This is a genomic window from Zoogloea sp., assembly GCF_030157465.1.
In the GTDB taxonomy this organism is placed as follows: domain Bacteria; phylum Pseudomonadota; class Gammaproteobacteria; order Burkholderiales; family Rhodocyclaceae; genus Zoogloea.
Genome location: NZ_JAOAUU010000096.1, coordinates 104,465 through 124,383 on the forward strand (window position 1 = coordinate 104,465; position 19,919 = coordinate 124,383).

15 protein-coding genes are annotated in these 19,919 nt (G+C 66.2%); 9 read left to right on the forward strand and 6 right to left on the reverse strand.

Annotated features, from left to right (window positions below; translation table 11 throughout):
• Window positions 1-28: 28 nt before the first annotated feature.
• Window positions 29-922 carry a DMT family transporter gene (locus tag Q1W26_RS12420; protein ID WP_300440491.1) on the reverse strand — a complete coding sequence of 298 codons (894 nt, stop codon included), beginning with the start codon at window positions 920-922 and terminating at the stop codon, window positions 29-31.
• 81 nt (window positions 923-1,003) lie between these two features.
• On the reverse strand, window positions 1,004-1,198 hold the full coding sequence (locus Q1W26_RS12425) for a hypothetical protein (protein WP_300440494.1): 195 nt from the start codon (window positions 1,196-1,198) through the stop codon (window positions 1,004-1,006).
• A 159-nt stretch (window positions 1,199-1,357) separates the two neighbouring features.
• Between Q1W26_RS12425 and Q1W26_RS12430 the strand changes: the two genes are divergently transcribed.
• Both Q1W26_RS12430 and Q1W26_RS12435 read left to right on the forward strand, forming a co-directional pair.
• Window positions 1,358-2,185, forward strand: coding sequence for a UDP-2,3-diacylglucosamine diphosphatase (locus Q1W26_RS12430; RefSeq protein WP_300440496.1), 828 nt, complete (start codon window positions 1,358-1,360; stop codon window positions 2,183-2,185).
• Entirely contained in the window at window positions 2,182-3,378 is a 1,197-nt protein-coding gene (locus Q1W26_RS12435) for a glycosyltransferase (RefSeq protein ID WP_300440499.1), read from the forward strand. Before Q1W26_RS12430 ends, Q1W26_RS12435 begins: the two co-directional genes overlap by 4 nt.
• 145 nt (window positions 3,379-3,523) lie before the next feature.
• Here Q1W26_RS12435 and Q1W26_RS12440 read toward each other — a convergent pair whose 3' ends face one another.
• Window positions 3,524-3,934, reverse strand: coding sequence for a hypothetical protein (locus Q1W26_RS12440; protein ID WP_300440502.1), 411 nt, complete (start codon window positions 3,932-3,934; stop codon window positions 3,524-3,526).
• A gap of 173 nt (window positions 3,935-4,107) precedes the next feature.
• On the opposite strand from Q1W26_RS12440, the gene Q1W26_RS12445 reads away from it, so the two are divergent.
• Window positions 4,108-5,973 (forward strand): site-specific DNA-methyltransferase, encoded by a 1,866-nt coding sequence (locus Q1W26_RS12445; protein WP_300440505.1) that lies wholly within the window; start codon window positions 4,108-4,110, stop codon window positions 5,971-5,973.
• 29 nt (window positions 5,974-6,002) lie between these two features.
• Window positions 6,003-8,702: a DEAD/DEAH box helicase family protein gene (locus tag Q1W26_RS12450; RefSeq protein ID WP_300440507.1), complete on the forward strand. Its 2,700-nt coding sequence runs from the start codon at window positions 6,003-6,005 to the stop codon at window positions 8,700-8,702.
• 16 nt (window positions 8,703-8,718) lie between these two features.
• Here Q1W26_RS12450 and Q1W26_RS12455 read toward each other — a convergent pair whose 3' ends face one another.
• The 3 genes from Q1W26_RS12455 to Q1W26_RS12465 all read right to left on the reverse strand — a co-directional run bounded on the left by Q1W26_RS12455 (window position 8,719) and on the right by Q1W26_RS12465 (window position 11,783).
• Window positions 8,719-10,035: a leucine-rich repeat-containing protein kinase family protein gene (locus Q1W26_RS12455; RefSeq protein ID WP_300440510.1), complete on the reverse strand. Its 1,317-nt coding sequence runs from the start codon at window positions 10,033-10,035 to the stop codon at window positions 8,719-8,721.
• Window positions 10,036-10,077: 42 nt separating this feature from the next.
• Complete coding sequence (locus Q1W26_RS12460) at window positions 10,078-10,821, reverse strand: Mut7-C RNAse domain-containing protein (RefSeq protein WP_300440513.1); 744 nt, start codon at window positions 10,819-10,821, stop codon at window positions 10,078-10,080.
• Window positions 10,822-11,003: 182 nt separating this feature from the next.
• The gene (locus Q1W26_RS12465; RefSeq protein WP_300440516.1) at window positions 11,004-11,783 is read right to left on the reverse strand and encodes an FCD domain-containing protein; all 780 of its coding nucleotides are present in this window, start codon (window positions 11,781-11,783) and stop codon (window positions 11,004-11,006) included.
• A gap of 277 nt (window positions 11,784-12,060) precedes the next feature.
• Here Q1W26_RS12465 and Q1W26_RS12470 point away from each other — a divergent pair, with 277 nt between their 5' ends.
• The 5 genes from Q1W26_RS12470 (at window position 12,061) to lldP (ending at window position 19,652) form a co-directional block, all read left to right on the forward strand.
• Window positions 12,061-12,873: a (Fe-S)-binding protein gene (locus Q1W26_RS12470; RefSeq protein WP_300440519.1), complete on the forward strand. Its 813-nt coding sequence runs from the start codon at window positions 12,061-12,063 to the stop codon at window positions 12,871-12,873.
• Window positions 12,870-13,544 (forward strand): lactate utilization protein, encoded by a 675-nt coding sequence (locus tag Q1W26_RS12475; RefSeq protein ID WP_300440522.1) that lies wholly within the window; start codon window positions 12,870-12,872, stop codon window positions 13,542-13,544. The genes Q1W26_RS12470 and Q1W26_RS12475 overlap by 4 nt, the downstream gene beginning before the upstream one ends.
• A gap of 74 nt (window positions 13,545-13,618) precedes the next feature.
• On the forward strand, window positions 13,619-14,998 hold the full coding sequence (locus Q1W26_RS12480; RefSeq protein WP_300440531.1) for a LutB/LldF family L-lactate oxidation iron-sulfur protein: 1,380 nt from the start codon (window positions 13,619-13,621) through the stop codon (window positions 14,996-14,998).
• Between the two features lie 152 nt (window positions 14,999-15,150).
• Entirely contained in the window at window positions 15,151-17,931 is a 2,781-nt protein-coding gene (locus tag Q1W26_RS12485; protein WP_300440525.1) for an FAD-binding and (Fe-S)-binding domain-containing protein, read from the forward strand.
• A 62-nt stretch (window positions 17,932-17,993) separates the two neighbouring features.
• Window positions 17,994-19,652 (forward strand): L-lactate permease, encoded by a 1,659-nt coding sequence (gene lldP / locus Q1W26_RS12490; RefSeq protein ID WP_300440528.1) that lies wholly within the window; start codon window positions 17,994-17,996, stop codon window positions 19,650-19,652.
• Window positions 19,653-19,919 lie beyond the last annotated feature (267 nt).

Here is a 19,919-nt window from a genome sequence, read left to right on the forward strand (position 1 = left end):
TCGATACGCAGCCCCGGAGCCGGAACAATCAGGCGCGACGGCCCGCGCTGTCCGGCCTCAGGATGAAGAAGTTGCCTGCCATTGCCGCCGCCAGCCCCAGCAGGCTGAGGGGCGACCAGCTGAAGTGCTCGAACAGGCTGGACAGCAGCAGCGCCAGCACCGGCGTCATCACGCCCACGTAGCCGGCACGCCCGCCGCCAATGCTGTCGAGCAGCTTCAGGTAAAAGAAGAACGCGAAGACCGAGCCGAACACGGCCAGGTAGAGCCACGACAACACATAGCCCGCCGTCCATTCAAAGCCCAGCGTCTGCCCGCCGAGTGCAGCCGCGGCGAGGCAGCACAGGGCGCCGTAGCCCATGCCCCAGACCATTTTCTGCCAGACCTGCACGCCGTCCATGGCCAGGCGCGCCGAAAACACGTTGCCAACCGAGCTGGCCAGCACGCCGCCGGCGGTCAGCAGGCTACCGAGCAGCACGTCCCGGCTGGCCTCGATACCGGCCAGTTCCGGCCAGAACACGCAGGCCACGCCAAACAGGCCGATCAGCCCGCCAACGCCGGCCCGGCGATTGAGCGGGTGACCAAAGGCGAGGCGCGTGCCGATCATGTTGGTCAGCGGCAGCACGCTGTAGCCCACCGCCACGAGGCCGGACGCCACGTGGCGCTCGGCGTAATAAACACAGAGATAGCCCACCCCGAACATCGAGGCGCCAAAACCGAACAGGTGCACATGCACCGCCGGCGCAAAGCGCAGCCCGAGGCCCTGCCAGCGGCAAATTCCGCCCGAGATCAACGCGGCGAGGCCGAAGCGCCAGGCGACGCTGGCCTCCGGGGCAACGCTGCCGAGCTGAAAGGTGATCGCCAGCCAGGTGGTGCCCCAGATCAGGACACAGGCGAGAAACCTGCGGGTATCCGCCACGGACATGGGAGCGCCTCGCTGCCTCGAAAAGCGGGCAAGGCTACCACAGCGCCCAGAATCACCACGCCAGCCGGCCGCCCGCAGACATCAGGACGAATGACGGTGCAGACAGGCGCGAATCCGTTCAATCGTTTCTTCAACCGGCGCCTTGCGCGAAACCTCCAGCCCGAGGTCGCGGGCAATCGCATTGACCCGGGCCGGGTTGAGCGGAATGCCGCCGCGGTCGATGGCCGCAACCAGCGCCCGGGCGCGCGCGATCTCGGGCGGAACCCTGCTTTTCAAAAGTCGTTGCCGAATCCAGCCCAGCATGGCGTGCTGCCCCCATTTACAAGCCTCAACGGGCGCCATCATGGCACAGCACCCGGGCCCGCACCGGGCGCTGCCATCGTTCCATCACACGACGATAACCGGGCGTTCATATTGGCCGGATAGGGTGCGGTCATGCCGCCCGTGCGCTCACTCTTTCTCTCCGACATCCATCTCGGCACCCGTGCCTGCCAGGCCGATCACCTGATCGAATTCCTGCGCGAGCACCCGTCCGAGCACACCTATCTGATCGGCGACATCATCGACTTCTGGGCGATGCACCGCGGGATCTGCTGGATGCCGGCCCACAACACGGTGGTCCAGAAGCTGCTGCGGCGCGCCCGCCACGGCGAGCGCATCGTGTTCATCCCCGGCAACCACGACGAAGTCTTGCGCGACTACCCCGGCGTGTCCTTCGGCGGCATCGAGGTGCATCCCGAAGCCATCCACGAAACCGCCGACGGCCGCCGCCTGCTGCTGATCCACGGCGACATCTTCGACCAGGTTACGCGCCACCACCGCTGGGTGGCCGTGCTCGGCGACGTGGCCTACAACTGGCTGGTGCGCCTCAACCTGTGGCTGTCCTGGGCCCGCCGCAAGATGGGCCGCTCGGGCTACTGGTCGCTGGCCGGCTACGCCAAGCGCAAGGTCAAGACAGCGCTCAACTTCATCTTCGATTTCGAGGATTCGGCCGTTCGCCACGCCCGCGAGCGCGGGCTCGACGGCATTGTCTGCGGTCACATCCACTGGGCCGCGATCAAGGAGATCGACGGCCTCCTGTACATCAACTGCGGCGACTGGGTGGATTCCTGCACCGCCATCGTCGAGCACTTCGACGGGCGCCTGGAGCTGGTCGTGTGGGGCTCCGCCCCGCCCGCCCTGGAGCCGCATGCCGCCAGGCCTCCGGCGCTTGCCGAGAGCCCGCCCCCCGTCGCCGACATCGCCATGAAAGCAGCCCGATGATTCGAGTCCTGATGGTTTCCGATGTGTATTTTCCACGCGTCAATGGGGTGTCCACTTCGATGGAGACCTTTCGGCAGGCCCTCGCCCGGCAGGGCGTGGAGGTTCGCCTGGTGGTGCCGCGCTATGAAGACGAGACCGACGAGCCGGGCATCATCCGGGTTGCCGGGCGCCGCCTGCCCAACGACCCGGAAGACCGGCTGCTGCCCTGGGGCGCGATGCACCGGACGGTGCGCGCGGCCGCCAGCGGCTGCGACCTGATCCACGTCCAGACGCCCTTCATCGCCCATTACGCCGGCGTGGCGGCCGCCCGCCACCACGGGCTGCCCGCCCTCGTCACCTACCACACCCTGTTCGAGGAATACCTCCAGCACTACGTGCCCTTCCTGCCCGCCGCCTGGCTGCGCGGCCTGGCCCGCAGCTTCTCGCGCCGCCAGTGCAACGCCGTCGACACCGTCGTCGTGCCCTCGTCGGCCATGGCCGATCGCCTTACCCGCTACGGCGTTTCCACGCCGCTGGCCATCCTGCCCACCGGCATTCCGCTGGCGCGCTTTGCCCGCGGCAACGGCGCGGCCTTCCGGGCCTCGCACGGCATCCCGCCGGAGCGTCCGCTGGCCCTGTTTGTGGGACGCGTGGCCCATGAGAAGAACATCGGCTTCCTGCTCGACGCCTTCGCCCGCGCCCATCAAGACTGCCCCGACGCCCTGCTGCTGATAACCGGCGAAGGACCGGCGATGGAATCCCTGCGCCAGCAGGCCACACGCCTCGGCCTGGCCGACAGCGTGCGCTTTCTCGGCTATCTCGATCGCGCCAGCGCGCTGCCGGATTGCTACGCAGCGGCCGATCTTTTTGTGTTTGCGTCGCGCACCGAAACCCAGGGGCTGGTCCTGCTCGAAGCCCTGGCCGCCGGCACGCCGGTGGTCGCGCTGTCGGCAATGGGCACCGCCGACATCCTGGCCGACGCCCCCGGCTGCATCGCCCCGCCGGACGACCCGCAGGCCTTCGGCGAAGTCGTCGGCAGGCTGCTGGCCAACCCTGCAGCCTGCCTCGAACTGGCCGGACAGGCCCGCAAAACGGCCTCGCTATGGTCGGATGAAGCCATGGCCGGACGCCTCGCCCAGCTCTACCGCCAGACCCTGGCGAAGCGGGAAAAATCCGGCACGCTCGCGGTTCAAACCAGCGCAGCGGAAAGCTGATCAGCCGACGCTATCAACCCGGCCATTCAATATCGACTACCCGCCCAGCCCGAGGGGGGTAAGTGAATCAAAGGGTCGGGTCAATAACGGCTTACGGTTACGGTCCCATCCAAAAGGTGGCCGCAACATCACCGATCGTCAACCTTCAATCCTTGCTCGTCGGCCCCCCGCTGCCATAAGCAAGATCAAAGGCCTCGATAACCTGCTGCACCACCCTGCGCTGCGCCACCGGCAGGCGCAGAAAGGCATCCAGGGTCGAGCGCTCGGCATGCGCCAGCTCCTCCCAGCGCTGCTGTGACGAGCGCACGGCACGCACCGCCTCGTCCCCAAACCGCAGGATCTGCGGCTCAACCTTCAGCCACTCGGCCAGCACCAGCAACTTGTCCTGCGACGGAATGGCCTCGCCACGCATCCAGCGCCTCACTGCCTGAAGGCTGACCGACCGCCCCCAATAGCGCTTGTTGAACTCGCGCTCCAGCACGCTCGGACGCAAGGGCAGGCCCTCGGCCTGCATGGCCTTGCACAGTCGGATGCCGAAATCAGCCTTGTTTGTCATGAACCGATAGTTAAGTCCGACACCCCCTCAAAGTTTCCTAGTGGTTTAGAATTTAGTGAATAGTCTGTTCACTATTTGCGCAAAATCTGCCCGACTCATGTCCTCGCGCATCCGCGACTGACACCCGCGACACGCCCCTTCTCCCGCCAGCCCTCAGAAACCCGCACCGTGCAATGATCAACAAGGGCCCGCTCCAACCCAGCCTTCTCTCCGAACTCGAGCACCTGAGCAAGGAGCAACTGCGCCGCCTGCTGAGCGACCACCTCACGCGCCGAAAACTCGGGCTGTACTGGGAGTCCGACGCCATCGCACGCGACGCGGCCCTCAACGCCAATCTGGTTTTTCCGCGACGGGTCGAGGCCTGGTCCCACTGCCCGACACCTGAAACCCCCTGCCCCAATCTCGTTATCGAAGGCGACAACTTCGACGCGCTGCGCCTGCTGGGCGCCACCCACCGTGGACGCATCCGCGTCATCTACATCGATCCGCCCTACAACACCGGCAACAAGGACTGGGTCTACAACGACCACTACGTCGGCCCCAACGACCGCTGGCGACATTCCCAGTGGCTGGAATTCCTGTTCCGCCGACTCTCGCTGGCCCGCGATCTGCTCGCACCCGACGGTGTGATCCTGGTGTCGATAAACGACGAGAACCGGGCGCGGCTCGAATTGCTGATGGACGAGGTTTTTCCAGGGCGGCGGCTAGGCTCGATCGCTTGGCGGACGCGGCAGGGATCGAATGCGGATCAGCAGTGCTTCCTGAGCGTCGATCATGAACACGTGCTGGCTTATGGCAACCCGGGCTTCAGCTTCAACGGATTTGCCAAGAGCTATGAGATGTACGGCAATCCAGACAAGGATCCGCGCGGCGACTGGCGAACCAGCGACCTGACACTTGGATATTCCTGGAAAGAGCGACCCAACCTTTACTACCCGTTGCTTGATCCGGCATCGGGCGTCTCCTACCCTCCGAACCCGGATAGGGTGTGGGTTTATGCTTCGCAAGAACGATTAAAAAGGGGTCAAACCGTCCAGGCCAAAACGATGGAAGAGTTCATCGAACTGGGCCAGATCCTATTCCCGTCAAACGACCAGCGCGTTGAAACCTGGCCGACGCTGGACGCGTTGCTCGCCGCCATCGACGCAGGCGATGTACCCAAGAGTGGCCGGACCCCGCTGCTGCGCCGCGACCTTCCCGACCTCGAGTTCTGGGTCGGCCGCCCGGTCGGCTTCGGCCGGCCACAGTTCAAGCGCTACAAAGCCGATCTACGCAACCAGACTCAACCACTGTCGAGCTGGCTGGTGCCGCGTTTCGAGGATGGCGATTACGAAGCCGACAACAGCTTCATCACGGGCACCAACCAGGAGGGCGCGCGCATCGTTGCCGAAATTTTCGGCGACCGCGCCTTTAACTACGCCAAGCCCCTGTCGCTCATCAAAGGCCTCCTGAAGCAGGCCACCCGCCCCGGCGACATCGTGCTCGACTTCTTCGCCGGCAGCGGCACCACCGCCCAGGCCGTGCTCGAACTGAACGCCGAGGACGGCGGCAACCGGCGCTTCATCCTGTGCTCCAGCACCGAGGCGACAGAGAAGACGCCCGACAAGAACCTGTGCCGCGACATCACCGCCGAACGCGTCCGCCGCGTGATGCAAGGCTATGGCGGCAAGGAGGGACTCGGCGGCAGCTTTGCCTATCTGCAGCTCGACCTTATCGAACCGGCCGATCTGGCCTTCGAGGCAAGCCCCGAACATGCCATGCAGCTTCTCGGCCTGCGCGAACTGCACGCCGCCATTCCGCCCGGCCACGGGCCGGTGCGCCAGATTGCCGGCGATGCGCGCCTGGCGGTGCTGGCGTGCTTCGACGTGGACGAAAACGCCATAGACACCCTCGCCGCCTGGTCGGCAGAACGGCTCGCCGTGTATTCCTTTCGCCCCGACACCGTGCGCCATCTGCTTGAACAGCGTGGCATCACGGTGAACAGCTACAGCCTGAACGACGCCCTGCGGCGCGGCCAGGTCACCTCTCAAAATCAATGACGATGACGAGCCAGGCCCCTACCGTGTCCATGAACGCCCCGTCCATGAACATCCAGCTGACTGCAGCCCAAGGCGACCTTCTCGAGCCCGAAGGCTTCCAGGCCAACCTGATCGCCAACATCGGCCGTGCCCTGCTGCGCGACAGCCACCCGCCCTGCCTGCTGCGCGCCCCCACAGGCTCCGGCAAAACCTTCATGCTGGCCCGCGTACTCGCCAATGTCAGCGCAGAAGCCGAAGTGCTGTGGTTCTGGTTCGTTCCCTTCGTCAATCTGGTAACCCAGACGCTGGACGCCCTCGTCAGCAACGCGTCCGACCTGTCGCCGCAAGCACTCGTACACGGACGTAACCAGGAGCCCGCCAGCGGTCACGTACTGATCTCCACCGTCCAAGCCGTTGCCCGAGCCAAATCGCGCACCCAAGGCTACAACGCCGACAGCGACGACGACACGCGCAGCCTCGCCGAACTGGTGGCAAGGGCGCGCGGCAAGGGTCTCGCCATCGGCATGGTGGTGGATGAAGCCCACATCGCCCTCGACCACGCCACCGAATTCGGCAGGTTTGCCCAATGGCTGAATCCGGACTACCTGATCATGGCCACCGCCACGCCGAAGGATCAGCGACTCAACGAATTTCTCACCCGCGCCGGCAAGTCCAATTTCGAATCCTTTGCAGTCAGCCGCGACGAAGTCGTTGCCGCCCGGCTGAACAAAAAATACATCGAAGCGGTGATCTACGATCTGCGCCAGAGCGTGCAAACCGTGGCCGACCTCGGGCGAACGGTGCTGCGCCAGGCCTGGGCACGCAACCAGCGCCTCAAGGCCGAACTGGCCGCTGCCGGCATTCCCCTTACTCCGCTGCTGCTGGTGCAGGTGGCCAACGGCGACAAAACTGTCGATGAAGCCGAGCGCGATCTGGTCACCCTGTGCAAGGTGCCGATCCACGCCATAGGCAAGCATTCGTCCAACGCCCCCGACCCGGCCCTGATGAGCATCATTGCCGCCGACGCCAGCAAGGAAGTCCTGATCTTCAAGCAATCGGCCGGCACCGGATTCGACGCTCCGCGCGCCTTCGTACTCGCGTCCACCAAATCGGTGAGTGATCCCGATTTTGCGATGCAGTTCATAGGCCGGGTCATGCGCGTCGCCGCCCCGCTGCGCGCCGCCTGGCCCCGCCACGCCAGCATTCCGCCCGACTTCGACACAGCTTACGTCTATCTCGCCAACGCCGAAGCCCAGCGGGGATTCGAAGCCGCGGTGGAGGCCACCAGCCAGGTCCGAAGCCAGCTCGAAGGACAAACCGAAAAGCTGGAGGTGCGGCAGACTTTATCCGGCGCCGTCACTTACACCAACAAAGCCACGCCCCAGACGCCGCTGCGCTACGACCTCCCGCTGCCCGACGGCAACCCGGTCGGCCTCGCCGAAGCACCCGCACCCCAATCAACGCTCGCAATATCCGGCCCGCAGCAGGAACTCTTCGCTGCTCAAGCCGCCGTCGGCGACGATCAACTGGACATCGTCGCGCCAATGGCCCGCGAAACACCGGTGCCGCGTCGCCCAGACAGCCCGCGCACCGGCGAAGAACTGCTCGCCGCGCTCGGGGAGCGGGGCCTGCGCGCCTATCCCCTGAGAATGACGACTCCGGGTTTGCCACGGGCGCTCAAGCGCGAACGACGGCCGGAAATGCTCGGCATGAGTGCCATTTCCCGTCAGGTTGCAACACGGCTCGAGATTCCGCCCAAACTCATCGGCGACGCGATCAGGGCGGCACAAAACCGCCTGCGTGAAATCGAGCGCCATACCGAACTGACAACTCACAGCAGCCACGACGAGGACGTCCTCATCGTCACCGACCGCAACGCCCTTGCCCGCGAAGCGATGCAGGCCCTGCGCAAGCTGCCCCAAGTGGAGGACGAAGACATCCGAGTCATGCTCGATGTGCTCGTCAAGCGCCTTACCCCTGAACTCGAAAACGCCTACGAGCTTGCCGACGACGGCCAGCGCCCCGACGGCACGGGCCTGCAGCGGCTGGCCCGCGACGCAGCCCACTGGATCGCCAAGCAACGTGCCGACGCGCTCGACGAGGCAATCCACGAAGCCATCGCTGCAACTGCAAAAATGGAGGAAGCCGGCCCGCTCCCCGATGCGATGGTGTTTCCGGAAGGCCTTCCGCTGGCTTCATCGCGCAAAAATATCTACGGCTGCTATCCGCCCGACAAAGAAGAGCTCGCCCGTGTCGAACAAACCTTGCTGCCCGGCGAACGTGCCTGGCTGAAAGAGCGCCGCTGGCAACTGGATGGCTCGGAATTTTTCACCGGAGAATACGACGCCACGGCGACCCTAAACGGCGAGGAGCGGGCCTTTGCCCAGGCCCTCGACCGCAGCCCTTTCGTCACCTGGTGGCATCGCAACCCGGACCGCAAAAGCTACTCGGTACGCCTGGTACGCGGCGAACACCGCAACTTCTTCCATCCCGATTTCGTTGTCTGCCTGGAGCACTTTCCCGGCGACGAGCCGCTAATCCGGCTGATCGAAACCAAAGAAAACGTCAAGGACGCTTCACGCAAATCGAGGCACGTGCCGAGCTACTACGGCAAGGTACTGTTCCTGACCAAGGATCAAACCCGCCTCAAGTGGGTAAAGGACGACGGAAGCCTCGGTAGCGATGTTGATCTGGACGACCTAACGGAACTCCGCGAATACCTGCGCAGCAGCATTCCGCAGCAGACCTGACGCAGCCAGCCGCGGATCAGCCGGCCAGCGCCTGCACCACCTCGGCAAACAGGGGGCGGCTGTCGGGCGAATCGGTCAGGCAGCGGGCCTGCAGCGCGGCGAGGGGCTGGAGCGCGGGGCTGGAGCGGTCGGCCTCGTCGCAGGCAGCCAACAGTTCCTCCAGCAAGCAGCCGAAGGCCCGCAGCTCGATGCGCTGCAGCGCTTCGGCGGCCTGCCGGTCATGGGGCGGCACGCACGACGCAGCGCCGAAATCGCCCAGCAGCACCCGGCCCTGCCCGCAGTGCAGGATGTTGTGGGCGTACAGATCACCGTGGAGGATGCCGCGCCCATGCAGGTGCGCCGCGGCGGAGGCGATGCCGCGGGCGATGGCCAGGGCCACCTCCGGCGTGAAGCGGGTGCCGGCGGGGTAGATGTCGCGCGTGCAGGATTCGAGGCTGGGCGGGCCGGCCAGGCTGCGAAAACCGCTGTCGATCAGCGCCATCACCAGGCCTTCGGTGGCGTCCGGATGGGCTTCCAGCCGGCCCAGGACCGGAATCAGGTTGGGGTGCGCGCCGGCCTCCACGCAGGCGGCCATTTCGTTCCGGGGCAGGCCGTCGCTGGTCACCGCCCCCTTGAACAGCTTCACGGCCACGTCGCGGCGGCGTCCGGAATCGGCCCATTCGGCCCGGTAAATCACGCCCGAGGCGCCTTCGCCCAGCACCTGGGCGAGTTCCAGCGCGTTCCAGTCGACCGGTGGCACCCGGGCGCCCTGCTGCATCGCTTCGTCCACGGCCGCGCAAAAGGGGTTGCCGGCATAGGCCAGCCACGCCAGGCGCGGCAGGCGCAGCAGCCAGTCGGGCAGTTCGGCAAGCGCGTTGGCGGCAATGCGCAGCAGTTCCAGCCGTGTGCAGGCGGCCATCTCGGGCGGCAGACGGGTGAGGCGATTGCCGGCGAGGGCCAGCTTTTGCAGGCCGGAGCACTGGCCGATGGAGGCCGGAAGTGCCTCCACCCGGTTATCGGTGAGGATCAGCCAGCGCAGCGTCGGCGGCAGCGAGGCCTCCGGCACGCGGCGGATCCGGCAGCCCTTGAAGCCGATCATCTCCAGGGCGGGGCAGGCACCCAGCACTTCGGGCAGCACCTCGAAAGGGCTCCCCGAACAGAACAGCACGCGCAGCCGGGTGAGCCGCGGCAAATCGTCGGGCAGCGCCGCGAGCGCGTTGCCCGACAGATCGAGAATTTCCAGGGTATCGGCGAGATCGAAAATCTCGCGGGGAAAGGTTTCAAGGCCGCAGGCGATCTTGAGATGCCGCGCACCGGCCAGCTTGCCGGCGCGGAGTTGTTCGAGGGTGTGCATGCAGAAGCCGGACGGGTTCGGAAGACGCCGATTCTACCGCCCTCACCCGCCGGTTTCCGCGGCATCCAGCAGCGCCCGCATGCGCCGCCAGTGGGAGCCTTCCCAGTAGATCCGCCCGCAGGCGTCGCAGGTGGTGAAGTGCAGCGGCTTGATTTTCACCGACGCGGGCAGACGCTCCAGCACGGCCTCCCTGGCAACCGGGCGCAGCGGCAGATTGCACACCGTGCACAGGCTGAAGGGCCGGAACTGCCCGGCGAGCCGGTAGCGCGCCACCACTTCGTGGAGTTGCGCGGCCGGAATCGTCGCGCGCAGGTAGCAGCCGTGATGCACAGCGCCGCGCTTGAGCAGGTCACGGTCGCGGGTCAGCACCACGCGGCCATCGCGGGCGGCGAGTTCAACCACCTCCCGGTCGGCGTAGTCGTTGCGGTAAAGCGTGTCGAAGCCGGCCATGCGCAGCAGGCGGGCCAGGCCGCCGAGGTGGGAATCGGCGATGAAGCGCAGCGGCAGCGGCGGCGCCTCGCCCAGGCGTGGCAGCGATTCCAGCCCGAAGGCCATGAAGTGCGGATACACGGCCACCCGCTGGCCGTCCTGCAGGCGGCGGGAAAAGCCAACCGGCTGCCCGCCCACCAGCACCAGCGCCACCTCGGTATGCGGCACGCCCAGCGCCTCGACCATGTGCTTGACGCTGGCATCCGCCGCAAAGGCGGCTTCAAAGTCCTGCTGGCGGCGGTTCCGCGGCAGGAAATCATTCAGTCCGGCGTAGAAGCGGAAAGTCGCCGTCGCCATGCCCCACTCCCGAAACGCGTCTAAGAGCTTGTCCGCGAATAAGAGGCCGAGGCCTGGGAGGTGAATCGCCGCCAATGCTAGGCGCGCTTTTGCAGCTTGGGTGGTGCCCAAGCAAGGAAGCGCAACAACGCAGTGGCGGTGATTCGGCCCCAGGCCGACGCCGGGTTATTTGCGGACAAGCTCTAAGTGACCCCGGCCGGCTTCCGGCCCCGCAGCGCGCGGGATTCGCGCTCTTCGTGCTGGGCCCGCGCCAGCATGCTCTCCTCGACAAACGCGATGTGACGCCGCACGGCCGCCTGGGCGGCCTGCGGGTTGCGGCTCTTCACGGCATTCCAGATGGCGGCGTGCTGGTCGCGCAGCTCCAGCCAGTCGTTGTCCAGTCGGCGCAAGTGGCGCAGGTTGAGGTCGATGTTCTCGTGGGTGACGCGGAACAGGCTGGCCGTGAGGTGGCCGAACATCACGTTGTGGGCCGCCTCGGCAATGGCCTGGTGAAAGGCCAGATCGGCCTTCACCTGCTCTTCGAAAACCGTCGCCGACGGCCCTTCGGCAAACAGCGCCTCAACCTTCGCGTAGGCCTCGCCGATACGTGCGAGGTCGGCGTCGGTGGCGCGGCGGGCAGCCAGCGCGGCGGCCTCGGACTCGAGCATGCCGCGAAACTCCAGCAGGTCGGCCTGCAGGTTGGGGTGCTGGCGCAGCATCTCGCCCCACGGGTCGGTAAAACCGGCGTCAAGCCGGTCGGTCACCCAGGTGCCGCCGCCCTGGCGGCTGTGCAGCAGTCCCTTTGAAACCAGCTTCTGAATCGCCTCGCGCAAGGACGGGCGGGACACGCCCAGCTCGACCGCCAGCTCGCGCTCGGGCTGCAGGCGATCGCCGGGCTTGAGCGCGCCCTCGAGAATGCGCCGCTCGAGTTCGTGGGCGATGGTGTCGGACAGGCGCTGGACTGCAATCTTGCCGGTGCTCATCAAACAATCCCTTAAATTGGTCTGACCACAATACTAAATCCAAAATTTGCCTGCCTGCAACACGACCGCCCCAAAACCTTAAAGGTTTACCCTTGAATCACGCCAAATCAGCCATTTACCCCTTTCGGGCGATTGACTTGGCGATGGGCTGCAGGTAAATTTTCAACCAGCCGATCAATTGGTCTTACCAATTAACCGGACAAACCAATAGGCCAACAGCCAATAGCCGCAGCGAAGGGCGCCACACCCCACGCAACCCGGCAGGAATGGAGAAGACATGAGCAGTCCCTCACCCGGCGCCGGGCAGGCCGCGCGCGCTTACCCCGCACGCCCCGCAGCGGTTTACTTCTACGCCACCTGCCTGGTGGACATGTTTGTCCCCGAGGCCGGCATGGACGCCATCACGCTGCTTGAGCGCGAAGGCATCCGCGTGATCTTTCCGGACAACCAGACCTGCTGCGGCCAGCCGGCCTTCACCAGCGGCTTCCCTGACGAAGCCCGCGAAGTGGCCGCCTCCCAGCTTGATCTCTTTCCCGAGGACTACCCGATCGTGGTGCCGTCCGGCTCCTGCGCCGGCATGATCCGCTGGCACTGGGAAAAGATCTTCGCCGACGATCCGGCCAGAAAGGCCCGCGCCGCCGCCATCGCCGCGCGCACCTTCGAGTTCGCCGAATTCCTGCTTCACGTGGTGGGTTTCCAGCGCAAGGACGAAGGCGCGCCCGTCACCGTGGCGCTGCACACCTCCTGCTCGGCCCGCCGCGAAATGGGCACCCTGCTGATGGGTCGCGAGCTGCTGGCCCGCCTCGGCAACGTCAAGCTCGCCATTCACGACCACGAATCCGAATGCTGCGGTTTTGGCGGCAGCTTTTCGCTGAAGCACCCGGATATTTCCACCGCCATGGTCAGCGACAAGGTGGCCTCGCTCAAGGCTACCGGCGCCAGGCAGGTGGTAACCGCCGACTGCGGCTGCATGCTCAACATCACCAAGCGCGCCGCCAGGGAAGACATCGACGCCGGCCGCGCCACCGCCTCGCTGCCCGGCGAGCATCTCGCCACATTCCTGCTCAAGCGCACAGGAGGCCGCAAATGAGCGCCCGCGACCGCATTCTCGCCAAGCTGCGCGCCGGCCAGCCGGCCCAGCCGCTGCCCGCCCCGGTGCTGGGCGAGCACTTCGGCCCCCGCGCCGGCACGGATTCCCCGGCCCAGCGCCTGGCGCGCTTTCGCGCCGGCATCGAAAGCTTTCACGCCGAAGTCCATATCACCAGCGAAGCCGGCTGGCCTGAGCTGCTGGCCAGCCTGTGCGCGGATAAAAAAATCGCCACGCTGCTCTACGGCGCCGACACGCACGCCGGCCGGCGGATTGCCGACGCACCGTTTGCCGGCACCACGCCGCGCGCCTGGGCCGGCCCGGTCGAAGGCCTCAAGGCCGATCTCTTTCACCGCATCGACGCCGGCTTCACCCAAACCCGCGGCGCCATCGCCGAAACCGGCACGCTGATCGTGTGGCCCTCCGAAGCCGAGCCGCGCACCCTGTCGCTGGTCCCGCCGATCCACTTCGCGCTGCTCGACGCACGCCACATCCACCCCACCTTTTTCGACGCAATCCACGCGGAGAACTGGCCCGCCGGCATGCCCACCAACGCGCTGCTGATTTCCGGGCCGTCCAAAACCGCCGACATCCAGCAAACCCTGGCCTACGGCGCCCACGGCCCGAAAGAGCTCATCGTGCTGGTCATCAACGCCGAAGGAGAGCCGCAATGAGCGCCCAGACCGCACACGGCAGCAGCACCGAAAAGCCCATTGCCTTCGTGTCGGCCCAAGCCCTGCGCGAGCGCATGCACACGGCGGTGAATGATCCCCACCTGCGCAGCAGCTTCCGCGGCGCGATGGATTTTCTGATGGCCAAGCGCGCCGCCCAGTTTCCGGACGAATCCGAACTGGCCTCGTTGCGCAGCCTGTCGGAGGGCATCCGCCAGTACAGCCTGGCCAGGCTGCCCGACCTGCTCGAACAGCTCGAAGCCAGCCTTACCAAGAACGGCGTGCAGGTGCACTGGGCCGAAACACCCGCCGAGGCCAACGCGATCATGCTCGGCATCGCCCAGCGCCACCAGGCCAAGCTGATCGTCAAGGGCAAGTCGATGGTGAGCGAGGAGATCGAGTTCAACCACGCGATGGAAGCCGCCGGCGTGGGCGCGCTGGAATCCGACATGGGCGAATACATCGTCCAGCTGGCCGGCGAAAAGCCCTCGCACATCATCATGCCGGCGATCCACCAGACCAAGCAGCAGATCGCCAAACTCTTCGCCGAGCACATCCCCGGCGTGGAATACACCGACAACGTGGACGCGCTGATCCAGATCGGCCGCCGCGTGCTGCGCGAGAAGTTCGAGATCGCCGACATCGGCCTCTCCGGCGTCAACTTTGCCGTGGCCGAAACGGGCACCCTGTGCCTGGTCGAAAACGAAGGCAACGGGCGCATGTGCACCACCGTGCCCAAGGTGCACATCGCCGTCACCGGCATCGAAAAGGTGGTCGAGAAACTGGAGCACGTGGCCCCGCTGTTCTCCATCCTCACCCGCTCGGCCACCGGCCAAGCGGTGTCCACCTACTTCAACATGATCTCGGGCCCGCGAAAGCCCGGCGAGAAGGACGGCCCGGAAGAGGTGCACCTGGTTCTCCTCGACAACGGCCGCACCCAGGCCTACGCCGACGAGCAGCTGCGCAAGACCTTGCAATGCATCCGCTGCGGCGCCTGCATGAACCACTGCCCGGTGTACACCCGCATCGGCGGCCACGCCTACGGCACCACCTACCCCGGCCCCATCGGCAAGATCGTCTCGCCGCACATGATGGGCCTTGAAGAAACCCACCTGCTGCCCACGGTTTCAAGCCTGTGCGGCGCCTGCGGTGAAGTCTGCCCGGTGAAGATTCCCATCCCCGAGCTGCTGATCCGCCTGCGCGAAGAGGCGCAAAGCGAACCCCACGCCAACCCCGCCATGGTGGGCCAGGGCGCCGGCTACAACAAGCTGGCCAGTTTTGGCTGGCGCATGTGGGCGCGGGTTTACGGCCGCCCCGGCAGCTACCGCGCCTTCAGCTGGCTGGCCACCCGCTTCCGCATGTTCTCGCCGTCGAAACAGGGCGGCTGGACAGCGGCCCGAACGCCGCTCACCCCCGCCCCGCGAAGGCTCAGGGACATGGTCAAAGACCGCCGCTAGCGCCCCGGGCCCATGTGGGCGACTTCAGTCGCCCATCCGCGCGTAAATCAAGCGTCATCCGTCGCCCGGGGTCCGAGGGCGACTGAAGTCGCCCCTACGCGCCCCAACGCACCCCATTTCAACACCCATCCCTGCCTCCGGGAGTACCGACCGTGTCTGCACTGATCGATGCCCTGCGCCAACGGCTGCCCGCCGAGCGCGTGATTACCGACGAACTGCGCCGCCTTGCCTATGGCACCGACGGCAGCTTCTACCGCCTGATTCCCGAGGTGGTGGCCGTGGTTGAAAACGAAACCGAAGTGCGCGACGTGGTCGAGCTGGCCCGCCGCCACCAGCGCCCGGTCACCTTTCGCGCCGCCGGCACCAGCCTGTGCGGCCAGGCCGTGACCGACGGGGTGCTGGTGCTGCTGGGCGACGGCCTTGCCACCTGCACCATCGCCGCCGACGGCGCCAGCGTGAGCGTGGGCCCGGCGATCGTCGGCGCCGAGGTGAACCGTCGCCTCGCCCCGCTGGGCCGCAAGATCGGCCCCGACCCGGCCTCGATCAACGCGGCCAAGATCGGCGGCATGGCGGCCAACAACAGCAGCGGCATGTGCTGCGGCACCGCCCAGAACAGCTACAACACGCTGGCCAGCATTCGCGTGCTGCTGGCCGACGGCTGCGTGCTCGACACCGGCGATGCTGCCAGCGTGGCAGCCTTTCGCAGCAGCCACGCCAGCCTGCTCGACGGCCTCGCCGGGCTGGCGGCCAGCGTGCGCCGCGATGCCGCACTCGCCGCCCGCATCCGCGCCAAGTACAAGATCAAGAACACCACCGGCTACAGCCTCAACGCGCTCATCGATTTCGACGACCCCGTCGACATCCTCGCCCACCTGATGATCGGCTCGGAAGGCACCCTCGGCTTCATCTCGCAGATCACCTACAAGACGGTGCCCGAATACGCCCACAAGGCCAGCGCACTGGTGTTCTTCCACGACATGGAAACCGCCTGCCGCGCGGTGGTCGGCCTCAAATCCCGGCCGGTGGATGCGGTCGAACTGCTCGACCGCGCCTCGCTGCACGCCGTGGCCGACATGGCCGGCATGCCGCCGCTGCTCAAGACCCTGGCCGACGGCGTCACCGCGCTGTTGATCGAAACCCGCGCCCCCTCGGCCGTCGAACTCGACGCCCGCGTGGCCAGCGTGCTCGAAGAACTGCAGCCTTACCCGCTCGTCGAAACCGCCACCTTCACCACCCGGGCCCTCGAGATCGAGCGCCTGTGGCAGGTGCGCAAGGGCACCTTCCCGGCCGTGGGCGCGGTACGCAAGCCCGGCACCACGGTGATCATCGAAGACGTGGCGGTGGCCGTGCCCATGCTGGCCGCCTGCTGCCTCGACCTGCAAAAGCTCTTCGCCAAGCACGGCTATCACGAGGCCATCATCTTCGGCCACGCGCTGGAGGGGAACGTCCATTTCGTGTTCACCCAGGATTTCGGCATCGAATCCGAAGTCGCCCGCTACGCCGTCTTCATGGACGAGGTGTGCGGAATGCTGGTTGAAAAGTACGACGGTTCGCTGAAGGCCGAGCACGGCACCGGCCGCAACATGGCGCCCTTCGTCGAGCTGGAATGGGGCGCCACGGCCTACCGGCTGATGAAGGACATCAAGCAGCTCTTCGACCCCGAGAGCCTGCTCAACCCCGGCGTGATCATCAACGACGATCCGGAGGCCCACCTCAGGAACCTCAAGCCCATGCCCGCCGCCGGCCAGCTTTACGCGCCGGTGGACCGCTGCATCGAATGCGGCTTTTGCGAACCCCAGTGCCCGTCCCACGGGCTGACCCTGTCGCCGCGCCAGCGCATCGTCGGCTGGCGCGAGCTGTCGCGCCGCGAGGCCGCTGGCGAGGCACCCGGCGAGCTGGGCAAGGATTACCTCTACATGGGCCTCGACACCTGCGCCGGCTGCGGCCTGTGCGCCACGGCCTGCCCGGTGGGCATCGACACCGGCACGCTGGTGCGCGCGGTGCGCGGCGAGAATATCTCCGGCGTGGCCCGCCAGCTTGGCCGGATGGCCGCCAACCACTTCGGCGCCACCCAGGCGCTGGCCCGCAGCGCCATCAAGGCCGGCCATCTGGCCGAAGCCATCGTCGGCCCCCGCCTGCTGGGCCGCCTCTCCGGTGGTGCCTGGAAGGCCGGCATGCCGCACCCGCAGCCAGCCGGGCGTGCCACCGCCGTCTCGGGCGACAAGGTGGTGTACTTCCCCACCTGCTCCGGCCGCATGTTTGGCGCCGACACCCCGGAAGCCGCGCTGTCCGCCACGGTGATCCGGGTGCTGGAGCGGGCCGGCTACGCGCCCATCGTGCCCGACGGCGTCGATGCCCTGTGCTGCGGCCAGTCCTTCGCCAGCAAGGGCCTGGCCGATGAAGCCGACCAGAAATCCGCCGAACTCGAAGCCGTACTGCGCCGCGCCAGCGACAACGGGCGCTACCCCATCGTGCTCGACGCCAGCGCCTGCTCGCTGCGCATGAAAACCTTCCTCGCCGAGCGTCTGCCGGTGTTCGACATCGTCGAATTCGCCCACGACGCGCTGCTGCCACGCCTGATGCTGCAGAAAAAAGCCGAGCCGGTGCTGCTCCACCTCAACTGCAGCGCCAGCCGTATGGGCTTTGCCGCCAAGCTCAAAAAGCTGGCCGACGCCTGCGCCACGCAGGTTACCCAGCCGGCCGGGGTCAAGTGCTGCGGCTTCGGCGGCGATCGCGGTTTCGTGGTGCCCGAACTCAACGCCCACGCGCTGCGCAAGCTGCACGCCGACGTGCCCGCCAGCTGCTGCGGCGGCTACTCCAGCAACCAGACCTGCGAGATCGGCCTCACCGCCGCCACCGGCATTCCCTACAAATCCATCGTCCACCTGCTGGACGAATGCAGCGCCGAGGCCGCCCGCCTGGCCGCCTGCTGACACCCTGATTTTTTACCGCTGCACACAACAACTCACCGCATTCACCAAAGGAGGATTTACCCATGCAAACCTGGATGCAGATATACGACCCACTGGGCAACCTGTGGCTGTCGTCACTCATAGCCGCCCTGCCGATCTTTTTCTTCTTCATCGCGCTCGCCGTGCTGCGCATGAAGGGGCATGTGGCCGGCACCATCACCGTCGCCATCGCGCTGGCGGTGGCCATCTTCTTCTACAAGATGCCGGTGCAAATGGCCCTGGCTTCGGCCGGATACGGCTTTTTGTACGGCTTGTGGCCCATCGCGTGGATCATCATCGGCGCGGTATTCCTCTACAAGATCACCGTCAAGACCGGCCAGTTCGACGTCATCCGCGCCTCGGTGGTGTCGATCACCGATGACCAGCGCCTGCAGATGCTGCTGGTCGGCTTTGCCTTCGGGGCCTTCCTCGAAGGTGCGGCCGGCTTTGGCGCGCCGGTGGCGATCACCGCCGCCCTGCTCGTGGGCCTCGGCTTCAACCCGCTGTACGCGGCCGGCCTGTGCCTGATCGCCAACACCGCCCCGGTGGCCTTCGGCGCGATGGGCATCCCCATCATCGTCGGCGGCCAGGTTACCGGCATCGACCCGTTCAAGATCGGCCAGATGGCCGGCCGGCAACTCCCGCTGCTGTCGGTGATCGTGCCCTTCTGGCTCGTCGCCATGATGGACGGCTGGCGCGGCATCAAGGAAACCTGGCCGGCGATCCTCGTTGCCGGCCTGAGCTTCGCCGTCACCCAGTTCTTCACCGCCAACTACATCGGACCGGAACTGCCGGACATCACCTCCGCGCTGGTCAGCCTGATCTGCCTGACGGTCTTCCTGAAGAACTGGAAGCCGAAGCGCATCTTCCGCTTTGACGAACAGCACACGACCGCCGCCAGCGCCGCCATCGACCACAGCAAGGTGTACAACTTCGGCCAGATCGCCAAGGCCTGGTCGCCGTTCGTGATCCTGACCATCATGGTCACCCTCTGGAGCCTCAAGCCCTTCAAGGCCCTGTTCGCCAAGGACGGCCCGCTGTATGCGCTGGTGTTCCAGTTCCCGGTGCCCATGCTCGACAAGCTGGTCATCAAGATGGAGCCCATCGTCGCCAAGGCCACGCCCTACGCGGCGGTGTACAAGCTCGACATCATCTCGGCCACCGGCACCGCGATCTTCCTTGCGGCCATCATCAGCATGTTCGTGCTGGGCATGAAGCCCGGCGAAGCCGCCAAAACCCTGAAGGAAACCGTGATCGAGCTCAAGCGCCCGATCTACTCCATCGGCATGGTGCTGGCCTTCGCCTTCGTGGCCAACTACTCGGGCCTGTCGGCCACGCTGGCCCTGCTGCTGGCCGGTACCGGCTCGCTGTTCCCGTTCTTCTCGCCCTTCCTGGGCTGGCTGGGCGTGTTCCTCACCGGCTCCGACACCTCGTCGAACGCGCTGTTCTGCTCGCTGCAGGCCACCACCGCCCACCAGATCGGGGTGTCCGACACCCTGCTGGTGGCGGCCAACACCACCGGCGGCGTCACCGGCAAGATGATCTCGCCGCAATCCATCGCCGTGGCCTGCGCCGCGGTCGGGCTGGTCGGCAAGGAATCGGACCTGTTCCGCTTCACGGTCAAGCACAGCCTGATGTTTGCAACCATGGTCGGCATCATCACCACGCTGCAGGCCTATGTGTTCCCCTGGATGATTCCGTAAGCGGATCTGCGTTGTTTGCCGGGAGTTTGAGCGGCGGCCGGGAAACCGGTCGCCGTTTTTTATGCTCTGTTCGCGGTAAGTGTGGAAAGCGTTTTCCCCGCGACAGGTCAGGCTTTCCGAGTCTGGCAGGCAGGCGCGAACCTGGGCTCTTCCTGGATTGAGCTTTTACGGGCGGGCTTTCCGGTGTTTGGCGTCACATCGGCCGGGTCTCGCCCCGGCGGGCGACCTTCTTTCTTGCTTCGCCAAGAAAGAAGGCAAAGAAGGCGA